Origin of the sequence: Bacillus sp. AFS059628, from assembly GCF_002571225.1 — a bacterium.
In the GTDB taxonomy this organism is placed as follows: Bacteria; Bacillota; Bacilli; order Bacillales; family Bacillaceae_G; genus Bacillus_A.
In genome coordinates this window covers 1-14846 of the sequence record NZ_NVEC01000038.1, presented here as the reverse complement: position 1 = coordinate 14846, position 14846 = coordinate 1, and the positions used below count along the sequence as shown (strand labels likewise).

Here is a 14846-nt window from a genome sequence, read left to right as displayed (position 1 = left end):
GCAATAAAGGAGAGTTTTTTACGTGAAGATTAAAGCAATTGAACCGACGCCAAGTCCAAATACAATGAAAGTTATTTTGAATGAAGTATTACCATCAGGAGCACGTAATAATTATACAAATGAAAATAAAGAACAAGCACCAATGCAAGTGCAAGAAATTTTGAAAATTGAAGGCATTAAAGGTGTATATCATGTAGCCGACTTTTTAGCAGTGGAGCGAAATGCGAAGTATGACTGGAAAGTTTTATTACAACAAGTTCGTGCTGTTTTCGGCGAAGAAGTAGTAGAAGAAAGTGAAGAACAACAACTTGCTCATTTTGGGGAAGTAAAAGTGTTTGTTCAAATGTTCTTTACAATTCCAATGCAAGTAAAGTTAACAGATGGAACAACAGAAGAACGTGTTGGTTTACCAGATCGTTTTAAAGAATCAATTATGAAAGTGCAAATGTCTGCACCAAACGTTGTAAAAGAGCGCAAATGGGTGGAACAAAGTACACGTTACGGAAACTTTGAAGAAATCGGGAAAGAAGTAGTCGAAGAGATTGTTGCTGCTTATTCAGAAGAACGTGTAAATGAAACGGTTAAAGAATTATTAAACCAGGCAGGTGCTGTTGAAGTAACGATTCAAAAACGTGAGCCATATAAAGTAACAGAAGAGATGATGAAAGATGCTGACTGGAAAAAACGTTTTGCAGCATTAGAACAAATGGATCCTACTGAAGAAGATATTCCAGTGTTGAAGATGGCGTTAGATGATGAAAAAGTTTCGATCCGCCGTTTAGCAACAGCGTATTTAGGTATGGTAAAAGGTGATGAAGTATTGCCTTTATTATATAAAGCATTATTAGATCGTTCTGTAAGTGTTCGACGTACAGCGGGTGATTGCTTATCAGATGTAGGTGATCCAGCTGCGATGTTCGTTATGATTAAATCTCTGAAGGATTCAAGTAAATTAGTACGCTGGCGTGCAGCTATGTTCTTATTTGAACTTGGAGATGAAAGTGCGATTCCGGCTTTAAAAGCAGCGCAAGATGATCCAGAGTTTGAAGTAGCGATGCAAGCGCGTCTAGCATTAGAGCGTATTGAAGGCGGAGAAGAAGCAAAAGGTTCTGTATGGAAACAAATGACGGAGTCTCGTAAAGGGGAATAATGTATGATTGTTTTCTATGATAGTTGGTGTCCGATGTGTACGGCGGTTGCAGAACGTACGAAAAAATTAGATAAAAAGGGTAAAATGAACTTTGTTTCATTTCGAGATGAAGATGTAGTTGAGAAGTATGAACTTTCTCAAGAACTACAAAGCAAGATGGAACAAAGATTGTATATTTTAAAAAATAATAAGTGGTATGACGGAATTGATAGCATACATGTATTAGCAAAGGCCGTTCCATCTTACTGGTTTGCTGTTCCTTTTATAAAACTATCTATCGTACTCGGATTTGGAAGTAAAGTATACGATTATATCGCTAACAATAGAACACTTGTCCCAGTTGGACATTGCCGCGGTGGGGTTTGTGAAATCCCTACAAAAAAATGAAATCATCGTTATCTTTCTTTTGCACCTATTAATAGAGCGTGATATGATGAATTTGGAATGAAAGTTGAAGGAGAGATTACAAGATGTCAAATGCTTATGAAGAATACATGCGCCAAATGGTAATCCCAATGCGTCAAGAATTAGTGCGTTCTGGATTTGAAGAGTTAACTACAGAGGAAGCTGTAACAGAATTTATGGAAAACGCAACAGGTACAACTTTAGTAGTTGTAAACTCAGTTTGTGGATGTGCAGCTGGATTAGCACGTCCATCAGCAGGTCAAGCGGTTGTTCGTGCTGAAAAACAACCTGATCATCTTGTAACTGTATTCGCAGGTCAAGATAAAGATGCTACTGCAAAAATGCGTGAATACTTCGGAGAAATTCCTCCATCTTCACCATCTATGGCATTATTAAAAGGAAAAGAAGTTGTTCACTTCATTCACCGTCATGAAATTGAAGGTGCAACTATGGACGAAATTATTACGAACTTAGAACAAGCTTTCGAAAAGAATTGCTAAAGAAGGGGGAGAGTAAATCTCCCTCTTTTCTTTATATAGAGGTGAAAGAATGATAGTAACAACAGCAGGAAGAACGAATAAAGAAATGACAGATTATGCAAAGCAGGTAGCCACAGAATTAAATCGTTCATTCGTTAAACGTAATGATATACCGGTACATAAACTGCATGAGCAGTATGAACAAGATGTACTTGTCGTAGGCAAAAATCGATTAGCTATTTACCCAAAAGGAACGGAAGAGTCGTTTTTCTTTCACCCAAACTCAGCGATGTTTCGTGTGAAAAGATTAATGCGCGGAGAACACGACCCGTTTGTACAAGCCACGCAATTAGAGAGCGGAATGACAGTGTTAGATTGTACACTCGGTATGGCATCAGATAGTATTGTAGCTAGTTATATTGTTGGTAAAAGCGGAAAAGTAACGGGACTTGAAGGCAATGAGTATATGGCTTATATTATGGAAAATGGTTTGAAAACATGGTCTTCATCTGTTTCTGAAATTGATGAGGCAATGAAACGAATCGATGTGAAGCAAACGGAGCATTACGCATTTTTAACACAATGTGAAGACAATAGTTATGATGTTGTGTACCTTGATCCGATGTTTGAAGAAACTGTTATAGAATCAGATGGAATAAAAGGATTAAAACACTTCGCTTTGTACCATGATATTACTGACGAAACAATTGCAGAAGCGAAGCGTGTGGCGAGAAAGCGTGTCGTTCTGAAAGATCATTTCCGCAGTTCTAGATTTGAAAAACATAATTTTCACGTATATAAAAGAAAAAGTGCTAAGTTTCACTTTGGTGTAATTGCCCCTTGCTAATTGTTTGAAAAGATGTATAATAAGCAATAATTAATTAAATATACTGTCTGTGATGAAGAGAGTAGTCTTTTTTAGAAGGAAAGCGAGCTAGGGATGGTGTGAGCCTAGTGCGGAAGAAAAAGATGAAGCGCACTTCGGAGATGCTTCTTGAACGAATAGTAGAGTAAGCCGAGGCCCCCTGTCCTCGTTATAAACGGGAAAGTGGTTCATAATGAACAACAAGGGTGGTACCACGGGTTTAAACTCGTCTCTTTTTAGAGACGAGTTTTTTGTGTTTAAAAAAATAAGGAGGTTGTAGTATGGAGTATAAAAACCAGTTTGTAGCAAGTTTATCTAATATTTTTACGAATGAATTAACGCAAAACCAAATTTTAGATTTAATCGAAACGCCGAAACAAGATGAATTCGGAGATGCAGCATTTCCATGCTTTTCACTTGCAAAACAATATAAAAAATCACCAGCTATTATCGCAAAGGAAGTTGCGGAGAAATTAAGTGATCCATTCTTTACGAAAGTAGAGGCTGTTGGTCCTTACGTAAATGTATTTTTTAATCGTGAAACTGTAAGTGATGCAGTGTTAAAAACAATTTTAGCGGAGAAAGAAAAGTACGGCCAAAATCACTTTGGATGTGAAAAGACTGTAGTTATCGATTATTCCTCTCCGAATATTGCGAAACCTTTTTCAATGGGACATTTACGTTCTACAATGATTGGAAATTCACTGAAACATATCGCTGAAAAATGTGGTTATGAAGTTGTAGGAATTAATTATATTGGAGACTGGGGCACACAGTTTGGAAAGTTAATTACCGCTTATAAAAAATGGGGAAATGAAGCAGTAGTGAAAGAGGATCCAATACGTGAACTGTTTAAGTTATATGTGCAATTCCATGAAGAGGTAAAAGACGATGAAGAATTAGAAGAAGATGGACGCGCTTGGTTTAAGAAGTTAGAAGAAGGTGATGAAGAAGCTGTTGAGCTTTGGAATTGGTTCCGTCACGAATCTTTAAAAGAATTTTCTCGCATTTATGAACTTCTCGGTGTTGAATTCACTAATTTTCAAGGGGAAGCTTTTAATAATAATTTGATGGAAGATTTTATTGAGATTTTAGAAGAACATGATTTGCTTGAAGAGTCAGAAGGCGCGTTAGTCGTTAATTTAGAAGAAGAGGGAATGCCGCCTTGCTTAATTAGAAAATCCGACGGTGCAACGATTTACGCAACACGTGACTTAACGGCAGCGTTATATCGTCAAAACACATATGCATTTGATAAAGCGCTATATGTAGTTGGCCCAGAACAAAGTTTACATTTTAATCAATTTTTCACTGTATTAAAAAAGCTTGGCTACAATTGGGTTGACGGCATGGAACATGTACCGTTTGGGTTCATTTTAAAAGACGGTAAGAAAATGTCGACACGTAAAGGAAGAGTTATTTTACTCGAAGAAGTACTTGAAGAAGCAATAGACCTTGCAAAACAAAATATTGAAGAGAAAAATCCAAATTTAAAACAGAAAGAAGAAGTAGCAAAGCAAGTCGGTGTTGGCGCAATTATCTTCCATGATTTAAAAAACGAGCGTATGCATAATATCGAATTTTCATTAGAAAATATGCTGAAATTTGAAGGAGAAACAGGACCGTATGTACAGTACACACATGCACGTGCTTGCTCTATTTTAAGAAAAGAAAGTGTAGAATTTGAAACGTGTACATTTGCATTAAAAGATGATCATAGCTGGAGCGTCGTAAAATTATTGAATAAATTCCCTCAAATAATTGAAGCAGCCTTCAACAAAAATGAGCCATCAATCATTTCAAAATATGTATTGGATGTAGCACAATCGTTTAATAAATATTACGGTAATGTTCGTATATTAGAAGAGAGCGAAGAGAAAGACAGCAGACTTGCATTAGTGTATGCTGTGACGGTTGTATTAAAAGAGGGATTACGTTTACTTGGGGTGGAGGCACCTGAGGAGATGTAAAATAAAGCTATAGTAAAAAAAGACAAATTAGGAGATCATTAACCTAATTTGTCTTTTTTTATTTTGCCGACTAAACCTTGAAACTATAAGAAGTTATATGTTACGAAGTGTAACAACTCTATAATTATGTTGTGAAATCAATTAAAATATTTGTAGAGAGGATGATCTGTATTGATTCGAGGTTTTATTTTGCATATTCCTTGTCATAGAATACCAGAAAGGAGTTTTCTTAAACTACAAAAATACATACCTTTATGTGCACGATGCACAGGTATGCTTATTGGTTTCTGTATGTTTCCAATTTACTTTTTAATAACACCTTCGTTTAGTCTCTCATTATTGCTATCCTTTTTTGCTCAAATTCCATTATTAATCGATGGATTCAGCCAAAAGTGGAAATGGCGAAGCAGCACAAATTTGTTAAGAGTAACTACCGGCTTATTAAGCGGAAATGGTATGGGACTATTTATTGCATCTAGTATTATATGGATTATATCTTAAACCACATATTAACGGAGGTAAATACTTACATGTTCTGGATTTACATAATTCTAATTTTTATATCAGGTGGAAGTGGAATTGGTTGTATCATTTATGAAAAATATATAGAAGCAACAATAGCTTTTGTTATTTGCATATTATTTATGGTACTACTATATTTTTATTTGAAAAGAAGCAAAAAAAAGAGAAATTTAGATTGTGACGTAATAGATTGTACTGATTGCTCGGATTGTGATTGTACTAACTAATCTTCTGTTTATTTCAATATTATTATAAAAGGATTGTGTATCGTTTCAGGTATGTAATCCTTTTTACTTTTTCAAGATTAATTTGTTGAATAGGCGGAGGGTAAAGCGCATGTGCAATATAACGTTTTAATTAGAGCTCAATAGCGCTAAAATTTTTAGAAACATAGGAATCCGTTTATCAAATGGAGAACTATAGTTTTGTATATAAAAGGAGGCGTAGGTTTTGGAAGAGTATGATTGGAACAGCAAACTAATATATTTAAAAAACACAAGAGATTTATATTACAACGACGATTATGTAAGTTTTTTAGTAAATACAGTTTGGAAGATTACTAAGCCAGTACATATTGTTGATTTCGGTTGTGGATATGGTTATTTAGGCTTAGTATTAATGCCGTTACTTCCAGGAGGTTCAAAGTATACAGGTATTGATAGTGGAGAAACATTACTTGCTGAAGCGAGAGAGTTGTTTCGTTTACTTCCATATGAGATAGAATTTCTTGAGGGAGATGCTACAGAAATTGAATTGAACGATACATATGATATAGCAATTTGTCATGCCTTCTTATTACATATGAGTTCACCAAAAACAATGCTACAAAAAATGATGCATTTAGTTAAAAGTGGAGGGAAAATAATTTGTTTTGAGCCACATTGGATATCAAATATGTCTTCATACTTTTTAGATGGAGAGAATCAATCGGAAATTATTAGGTTAGGCACTTTGCAGAAGTTATTTGAAAGTGACACGCAGAGAAGCGGAAAAGATGGAAGTATTGGTATGAAAATACCGATGTATTTAAGTGAACTAGGCGTAAAAAATATTCAATGTAGAGTAAGTGATAAAGTGAACTTTTTAGATTCTAATATGCATCATAATGATAAAGAAAAGTTGTATCACTCATTAAAAGAAGAGGGAATTGCAGGAGATCCAGGTGATAAACAGCGATTTATAGAGCTTTTAATGGCTAGAGGATTAATATATGATGATGCGCTAGCTCAATATGAAGCTGAACTCAAATTTTTTAGAGCATTTCATCTACATTCCTCTTTAGTATATGCTCCGAATATGAAAATTACATTTGGTGACGTAGAATGTTGAAAGATAGCTGTTTGTCGAATTATATAATTTTTTGTCAATGAGTCGATATCTACCGTATAATCGCTGATATATTTGAATTATCGCCGATATAATTTCATGTGCTGATTTCAGTTTCAAAAAGATAAGGTCCGCATGTAACGTTATTCCATTTAATCAAACAAAATATGGAGAAAAATAATCATTTTTACTATATTTTGTTATAAATTCGAATAATATTAAATAATACTATCCATTATAGGAGATTTTAGTTGAATACCTACAATATGATGTGTAAAATCTAAGCAAGTAGCAGTGCAAAAAATTATTCGAGGTGAATACATGCTAGATTTTAAGCAGTTAGATGCTTGTTTAAAAGACAAGAGATTTATAGATGGATTACAGGAAATAAATAATGAAATTTCATATATAAAAGAAAAGAATACTTTTTCTTATTTGAAGAGTTGGCTTGCTAGTGTTCCTTCACATAAGGAGTTTGATATATTAATACGTCTTACTGATGAAGGGCTTATGCACCAATACAGTTCATTCCTCATTCGCTACGCTTATAAAAAATTCCCAAATATGAGAACGCTCTCTTTATATTGTGATGAGTTAATTGATGAGCGGAAAATACTTGAAGTAGAACAATTGTTAAAAGACTCATTAGAAGAGGTAAATAAAGAAGAGATAGACGTTGATCTTTTAGCGAAAACATATTTTACATTAGTACGATGTTTGTTGGAAATGAAACGAAATGAAGAAGCCCTTTTTTATATGAAAAAGGCAGAGGAGTACAGTGAACGTGCCGTATTTGATAAATGGGGCTACGTGTATATGCATACAGGTGAATGGGAGAAAGCAGAAGAACAATTTATAGCTGGTATGCAGCATAAAGATTGTGAAGAGTTATCTACCTATTTATTATCACAGTTATATGCGAATAAAGGAGAACAAAAACGTGCATTACAGCTAATTAATGATGCGATTGTAAAGTTCCCACAAGTACCATATTTCCATTTTGAAAAGGTGAAATATTTATTAGATTTAGGGAAGTATGAAGAAATGTTAGCGGTAATAGATAACATAAATAATCAGCTTCCTTATCATGCGTATAAAACTTACTTCGTACATTTACGTGCAGAAGCTCTTTACAAAATGAATAAACTTGTAGATTTACAACAATTATTAAAAGAAGAAAAAAGTTTAAAAGGGTCTTTATATCATAATTTAGAAAAAAATCCAGATGGCAAAAAGGTTCACTTACCGATAGTTCCGATTGTACAAAAGGATAATTATTGTGTGCCGACAAGTTTAGAAATGATGTTGCAGTTATGGGGAGAAACACGTACACAAGATGAGATAGCAGAGTTTATTTTTGATATGACAGGCTCGAAGTTTTCAGATACTGTTTCTTATTTAGAAGAATTAGGTTATGAATATCGTTATTTTAAAGGGAATGTAGAAAATTATAAGAGACTGTTAGATCAGGGGATTCCCGTTTTATTAAGTATAGATATTGAGCATGCTTCACATGTACAAGTACTAGCTGGATATGATGAGACATTGCAAGCTTTTTATGTTCAAGATCCGAACTTTATCGAACCAGTTATTGTGGAATATAGTAAGTTGCAAGAAAAATATCGTTATACAGGGTGTTTAGCGATTACGTTTGTTCCGAAAGAAAAAAAGGAACTACTATCATTTTTAAATGAAGAAGAACATCATTATTTTAAATCTATTTTTTCTTTAACAGATCATTTGGATGAACAAGATAAAGAGGGGATTCATGACTTAGTAAAGTTTTTAAAAGGAACGAGTGATAATCCGAATACGTGGTTATATACGGTTAAGCACTTAGATGTTGAAGTAGATAAAGAGTTTATTATATCTTGTATTGAAAAGTTAATGGAGAAGTTTCCTAACTCAGATTTTGTTAAATTACATGCTGCACAGTGCTTTATTCGCCTTGAAGAGTTAGAAAAAGCTGGGCACATGCTTGCGAGTGTTGAGAAGAAAAATAATCGTGCCTTATATCATTTAATAAACGGAAGGTATGTTTTTGAGCAGGAAAGTTATATAGAAGCAATTTCAAGTTTTCGTTCCTCGTTACAATTAGACGCGGATCAGCCAATTGCATGGAGTTTTCTCGCTTTATCGTATATGTATATCGATCAGTCTGAAAAGGCGTTGCAGTTTTCTCAAGTAGCTTTAGAGCGTAGCCCGGAACGATTCACTTTAACGAATCATGGATTAATATTAATAGATTTAGAAAGATATGAAGAAGCGTATGAAATCTTTAATGATTTGTTAAAAGAATACAAAAATGAAGCACATGTATGGTATGAGCGAGCGAGATGTGCGCATCATTTAGGGGAATTATATTTAGCAATAAAAGGGCTTAAAATAGCAATTCATTTGGATAGTAATGCACCTTATATTTATACAAAACTTGCGGAAATATACGAATCTGATTTGAAGGATGAAGAAAGTACGAAAGAAGTTTTATTAAAAGGTATTGAGAAGTGTGATGATAAGGCACCTCTATACGTAAAACTTGGTGATTACCATTTCCAAAATGATAGTCTGGAAGAAGCAGAAACATTGTATACTCGTGCTTTGGAAGAAAATCATGATGATGTTTATTCTCACTTCGGACTTACGCAAGTTTATATGGCAAGAGAACAATATAAGGAAGCGAAAGAATATATTCTCAGTATTGAAAAACAAATTGAAAAGAGCCAAGATTTCCTTATGAACGCGGGAATGGTTTTATGGGATGCTGAGGTTGAACTTGGTGGAAGTGAAGAAGGATTTAAAGTAGCATTGTCTAAGTTAGAGAGTGGTATAAAGCAGAGCGAATATAATGTAGCAAGTGCGTTAGATGAATATGTGAATCGAATTAAAGGAACCGTATTTGTACAACGAGGAGTAGCATTCTTAAGAACGTTACAAAAAGAAAGAAATGACGTAAGTGAATATGACTGTTATACAGGTATTTTATATGAATCGATTGGACAGTACGGCCAGGCAATGAAAAGATATAATAAGGCGATAGAACAAAAAGAAACGGCATTACCGTATTACCGAATTGGTGAAACACTTATGGCATTAGGACAATTGACGGAAGCAAAACAAGCGTATGAAACATGTTTAGAGCTTGATGGGAATTTCGTTGGTGTACATTTACAGCTTGCGGAAATATACGAAAAAGAAGAAAACCGTTTTAAAGAACAAAGTCATATGGTTCAGGCGATGAAAGAAGAACCGTTGCACATTAATATGGAATATTTGGCACAGCTTTCGGTAGAAATGAATCTTCAGGAAGAATTGCTGACTGAACTAGAACAATTAGCGGACGAAGTACCTGAAATATGGCGATTAGATGCGATTGCATATGTGTATGGAGCGATGGATGAAATAGATAAAGAACAAGAACAGATTGAATATGCGCTACAATTAGATGGTGAGCATACAGAAGTTTTATATCATTATGCAAAAGTACTAGTGAAAAATAGAAATGCAAAAGCAATTGAAGTTGCGATGAAAGTGATACAAAAAGATGTAAATAATGAACGTATATTTGATGTATATGTAAAAGCGATAGAACAATATAAGAAATGGTCTAACATACGAGATTTTCTTCATAAACTAAAAGTGAAAAAAGCTGAAAGAAGTATGGCATTTATGTATGCAGCATCTGCGGTGACGGAAAGATGGATTGAACGTCAACAAAATGAGCAGCCGAAGAAATCCATAATTACGAGAGCTTTTTATCGCATGAAAAACCGCGCGAAAGAAATTTCGATTATTACTACAATCATTGATTTATATGAAATCTCATTAAAGTTAAATCAAAAAAATAGTATGGCAGCACAGCGATTTGCACTATTTTACGAGAATGTGGCGATGTATAAAGAGGCGATAGATGTATTGCAAACATCATTAGAAAGTAAATGGGATTACGATGTAGCGAAGCAACTTGTAAATCTTTTCATAGAGTGTGAGGAAGAAGATAGGTTACGGGATGCTTCAGAATTAACGAAGCAAATGGTTCGAGAGTTACCAGATGATTATGATACGCTTCTTTTACAAGCACAAGTATTCCTTAAAATGGGAGAAGAAAGAAAAGCAGAAAAGATTACTTTACAATTAACGGAGCAAACACCGTTTGTAAGTAGAGCGTTTCTTGCTTTAGGAGAAATATATCAAAGTCAAGAACGGTTTGAAGAGGCAATTCACGTATTAGAAAATGCTTCTATACATCATCCGAATGAAACAGCAATTCTTCTTTCTTTAGCATCTTCTTATCATGGTGCCGGCCAAACAATAAAGGCAGAGAAAATAGCAAATGAAGCATTGGAAATTGATGAGAGTGATTTGTTAGCGAGATACGATCGTGCTTGTTATTTAGCACAGTTAAACAGAAATGAAGAGGCGAGGAAAGAGCTTAAAATTGTACTTCGTGAGGATGAGTCAGGATTTTTTGCTGAACTTATCGAGGATAATGAAAATTTAGCAGTATTGCAAGAATTTGAAAAGTAATTGTATAAGAAGAGCGAAAAAGGAAATAAAAAAAATATATTTTGAATTAGTTGACAATTTATCACCTAATGGCATAAAATAACTTTTAACAAAGTATACAAATCTGAAGACGAGAAAGAGTAAAATAGTGTACTGTTCCCCAGAGAGCCGGTATGTTGCTGAAAGCCGGTGTGCAGACGTTATTTGAAAATCATCTCCGAGGAGCCGAGGCTGAAAGAGAGTAAGCCCGGACGGATGTCTACCGTTACAAAGAACACGTATGATAGTACGTTGCTAAGTGCTATTAGCGAAGAGCTAATAGAATTAGGGTGGTAACGCGGTTAAACCCGTCCCTACTTCGTAGGGACGGGTTTTTTGTGTGCTTTAAAATATTCAAAGGAGTGATTGTAGATGAAGAAAGTAGATGTAAAAGAGTCAGCTGTAGGGAGAGAAACACGCATTCGTAAGCAGTGGAACGAGCAAAGTATTTTCGAGCAATCAATTCAGAATCGAGAAGGCGCACAATCTTTTGTTTTTTATGAAGGGCCACCAACGGCGAATGGATTACCACATGTAGGTCATGCACTTGGACGGACAATTAAAGATGTAGTAGCAAGATATAAAACGATGGCTGGTTATAAAGTGTTAAGAAAAGCGGGATGGGATACACACGGTTTACCTGTAGAATTAGGTGTTGAGAAACAACTTGGTATTTCTGGTAAACATGAAATCGAAGAGTATGGAATTGAACCATTTATTAAAAAGTGTAAAGAGAGTGTATTCACATATGAGAAGCAGTGGCGTGAATTCACTGAAAGCATCGGTTACTGGGTAGATATGGATGATCCATACGTTACGTTAGAGAATCCATATATCGAAAGTGTATGGCATATTCTAGGAACGATTCATGAAAAAGGTTTATTGTATAAAGGACATAGAGTTTCACCATACTGCCCAAGCTGTCAAACTTCACTAAGTTCACATGAGGTTGCACAAGGGTATAAAACAGTAAAAGATTTAAGTGCAACGGTTAAGTTCAAAGTGAAAGATAGTGAAAATGAGTATTTCCTAGGTTGGACAACGACACCTTGGACACTTCCAGCAAATGTTGCGCTCGCTGTACATCCAAGTATGGAATACGTGAAAGCGAAACAAGAAGGTTATGTATACATTGTTGCGAAAGAACGTGTACAAGATGTATTAAAAGAAGACTATGAAGTATTATCTGTTCATAAAGGCGAAGAATTAGTAAATACATCTTATATGCCGCCATTTCCAATGAAGGAAGTTACAAATGGTTACCGAGTTATCGCAGCGGATTTTGTTACAGCAGACAGTGGTACAGGACTCGTTCATATCGCTCCAGCATACGGGGAGGACGATTATAGAGTCGTGCAAAGTGAAGGATTGTCATTCTTGCATGTTGTAGATGAGAAAGGCGAGTATACAGAAGCAGTACCATTTTTGAAAGGGAAGTTTGTAAAAGATTGTGACGTGGATATCGTTCGTTATTTAGCGCAGGAAGGTTTACTATATCATAAAGAAAAGTATGAACATAGCTATCCACATTGCTGGCGCTGTGATTCACCACTTCTTTATTATGCAGGAGAGAGTTGGTTAATCCGAACGACTGCAATTAAGGATACATTTTTACAAAATAATGATTCTGTTACTTGGTATCCAGATCATATGAAACATGGCCGCTTCGGTAAGTTCTTAGAAAATATGGTGGACTGGAATATTAGTCGAAATAGATATTGGGGAACACCATTAAACGTATGGGAATGTAAAAGTTGCGATCATCAATTTGTACCGAAAAGCATTGATGATTTAAGAAAGCATAGTACGAAAGAAACACCTGAAGATTTAGAATTGCATAAGCCATATGTAGATGAAGTGCAAGTTGGCTGCGAAAAATGCGGAAGTGCGATGAATCGTACACCAGAAGTAATTGATGTTTGGTTTGATAGTGGTTCCATGCCATTTGCGCAATATCATTATCCATTTGAAAATAAAGAGTTATTTGAAGAACAGTTTCCAGCAGATGTAATTGCAGAAGGTATTGATCAAACACGTGGCTGGTTTTATAGCTTATTAGCAGTATCAGCACTATATACAGGAAAAGTGCCTTATAAACGAGTGTTATCACTAGGGCATGTATTAGACGAAGAAGGACAGAAAATGTCTAAAAGTAAAGGGAATGCACTAGATCCAGTTGATTTAGTAAATCAGTTTGGTGCAGATGCTTTAAGATGGGCGCTACTTGTTGACAGTGCTCCGTGGAATGCGAAACGTTTTTCTGAAAGAACAGTACTGGAAGCAAAATCTAAGTTTATAGATACATTAGTCAATGTGTATAGCTTCTATGTTTTATATGCAAATTTAGATGAGTATAATCCAAAAGAAACGTATGATGTAAAGCGGACGAAATTGGATGAATGGGTATTATCAAGATTGCATAGTACAACGAAAAAAGTGAGAACTGCACTTGATGATTATCAATTTACGAATGCAGCTCGTGAAATCGCGACGCTTGTAGATGAAGTAAGTAACTGGTACGTAAGACGATCACGTAATCGTTTCTGGGAATCTGGTATGAATGCTGAAAAAGCAGCTGCGTATGAGACACTTCATGAAGTGCTTGTGACAATTAGTAAATTAATTGCACCGTTTACACCGTTTGTCGCTGAAGATATTCATTTAAATTTAACTGGAAATAGCGTTCATTTAGAGGATTATCCAGTTGTAAATGGATTACTACTTCAGCCGAAATTAGAAGCGGAAATGGATGCAGTTTTACAAGTTGTTGAACTGGGAAGAAGTAACCGTAATCAGCATTCTTTAAAAGTAAAACAGCCGTTAGCAGAACTTGTATTACTAGCACATAATGAAAATGATATGGATTGGGAATCTTATCGTGATATCGTCATGGATGAGTTAAATGTGAAGGCATTCCATGTTGAGCTTGATGAAACAAAGTATACGTCTTATCAATTAAAGCTGAACTTTAAAATGGCTGGGCCGAAGTTTGGTAAAAGTGTGAATGCAGTAAATGGTTGGTTAAAACAACTGTCACAAGAAGAAGTACAAAACTTTGTATCCACAGGAAGAGCAGTTTACAAAGCTACATCAGGAGAAGAAGTAGTGGTAACAGCTGAAGATGTAGTAGTAGAGAAAGTTGCAAAATCAGGATTTTCTAATACGACTAACGGACAATATACAGTTATGTTAGATACGAATGTAACGGAAGAATTGTTACAAGAAGGAGTAGCACGTGAATTTATTCGAGCGGTTCAAGAATATCGTAAGCAACTAAATTTACCGGTTAATTTACGAGTCGATGTTATTCTTGATACAGAGGAAGAACTAAAGCGAACATTAACGAACCATAAAGATTTATTGGAAGAAAATTTACTCGTTAAGAGATTTGAATTTGGTCATTTAACGAATGAAGACGAGGAATTATCTTTAGGTGAGACAAAAGTCCGTATTAAATTAAGCGCGGCTCAATAAAGAAAAAGGAAGTTGGAATGATTCCAACTTCCTTTTTGTATGATGGAAATTTATCCCGCTTTAATGGGTAGTAAGACCCCCACCTCAAAATGCAGCGAAAGCAAAGAATTTAG

10 protein-coding genes and 2 other annotated features are annotated in these 14846 nt (G+C 35.1%); all 10 genes read left to right on the top strand.

Translation table 11 applies throughout. The features are described 5' to 3' along the window. The first annotated feature begins 22 nt into the window (after positions 1-22). Positions 23-1150, top strand: a complete 1128-nt coding sequence (locus tag COL05_RS13395; RefSeq protein WP_000692577.1) for a conserved virulence factor C family protein — start codon at positions 23-25, stop codon at positions 1148-1150. A 3-nt stretch (positions 1151-1153) separates the two neighbouring features. Further along, a complete protein-coding gene (locus COL05_RS13390) occupies positions 1154-1537 on the top strand; it encodes a thiol-disulfide oxidoreductase DCC family protein (protein WP_098668968.1) in 384 nt (127 codons plus the stop codon). Between the two features lie 83 nt (positions 1538-1620). Then, on the top strand, positions 1621-2055 hold the full coding sequence (locus COL05_RS13385; RefSeq protein WP_098387880.1) for a BrxA/BrxB family bacilliredoxin: 435 nt from the start codon (positions 1621-1623) through the stop codon (positions 2053-2055). A 49-nt stretch (positions 2056-2104) separates the two neighbouring features. After that, a complete protein-coding gene (locus COL05_RS13380; RefSeq protein ID WP_098668967.1) occupies positions 2105-2881 on the top strand; it encodes a class I SAM-dependent methyltransferase in 777 nt (258 codons plus the stop codon). 40 nt (positions 2882-2921) lie between these two features. After that, positions 2922-3136: a binding site (T-box leader), on the top strand. A 44-nt stretch (positions 3137-3180) separates the two neighbouring features. Continuing rightward, positions 3181-4869, top strand: coding sequence for an arginine--tRNA ligase (gene argS / locus COL05_RS13375; RefSeq protein ID WP_098668966.1), 1689 nt, complete (start codon positions 3181-3183; stop codon positions 4867-4869). Between the two features lie 171 nt (positions 4870-5040). Next, complete coding sequence (locus COL05_RS13370) at positions 5041-5370, top strand: DUF2085 domain-containing protein (protein ID WP_062821093.1); 330 nt, start codon at positions 5041-5043, stop codon at positions 5368-5370. Between the two features lie 29 nt (positions 5371-5399). Continuing rightward, positions 5400-5618, top strand: a complete 219-nt coding sequence (locus COL05_RS13365) for a hypothetical protein (RefSeq protein WP_098668965.1) — start codon at positions 5400-5402, stop codon at positions 5616-5618. A gap of 223 nt (positions 5619-5841) precedes the next feature. Then, on the top strand, positions 5842-6720 hold the full coding sequence (locus COL05_RS13360; RefSeq protein ID WP_098668964.1) for a class I SAM-dependent methyltransferase: 879 nt from the start codon (positions 5842-5844) through the stop codon (positions 6718-6720). A 318-nt stretch (positions 6721-7038) separates the two neighbouring features. After that, positions 7039-11241 (top strand): bacteriocin-processing peptidase family protein, encoded by a 4203-nt coding sequence (locus COL05_RS13355; RefSeq protein ID WP_098668963.1) that lies wholly within the window; start codon positions 7039-7041, stop codon positions 11239-11241. Positions 11242-11338: 97 nt separating this feature from the next. Continuing rightward, positions 11339-11578, top strand: a binding site (T-box leader). 53 nt (positions 11579-11631) lie between these two features. Then, positions 11632-14733, top strand: a complete 3102-nt coding sequence (gene ileS, locus COL05_RS13350; RefSeq protein WP_098668962.1) for an isoleucine--tRNA ligase — start codon at positions 11632-11634, stop codon at positions 14731-14733. Positions 14734-14846 lie beyond the last annotated feature (113 nt).

Excerpts from the sequence above, each read along its gene's own strand:
- COL05_RS13380 (WP_098668967.1), top strand. The coding sequence starts at position 2,105 with ATGATAGTAACAACAGCAGGAAGAACGAATAAAGAAATGACAGATTAT.
- ileS (WP_098668962.1), top strand. The coding sequence starts at position 11,632 with ATGAAGAAAGTAGATGTAAAAGAGTCAGCTGTAGGGAGAGAAACACGC.
- COL05_RS13355 (WP_098668963.1), top strand. The coding sequence starts at position 7,039 with ATGCTAGATTTTAAGCAGTTAGATGCTTGTTTAAAAGACAAGAGATTT.
- COL05_RS13365 (WP_098668965.1), top strand. The coding sequence starts at position 5,400 with ATGTTCTGGATTTACATAATTCTAATTTTTATATCAGGTGGAAGTGGA.
- COL05_RS13385 (WP_098387880.1), top strand. The coding sequence starts at position 1,621 with ATGTCAAATGCTTATGAAGAATACATGCGCCAAATGGTAATCCCAATG.
- COL05_RS13390 (WP_098668968.1), top strand. The coding sequence starts at position 1,154 with ATGATTGTTTTCTATGATAGTTGGTGTCCGATGTGTACGGCGGTTGCA.
- argS (WP_098668966.1), top strand. The coding sequence starts at position 3,181 with ATGGAGTATAAAAACCAGTTTGTAGCAAGTTTATCTAATATTTTTACG.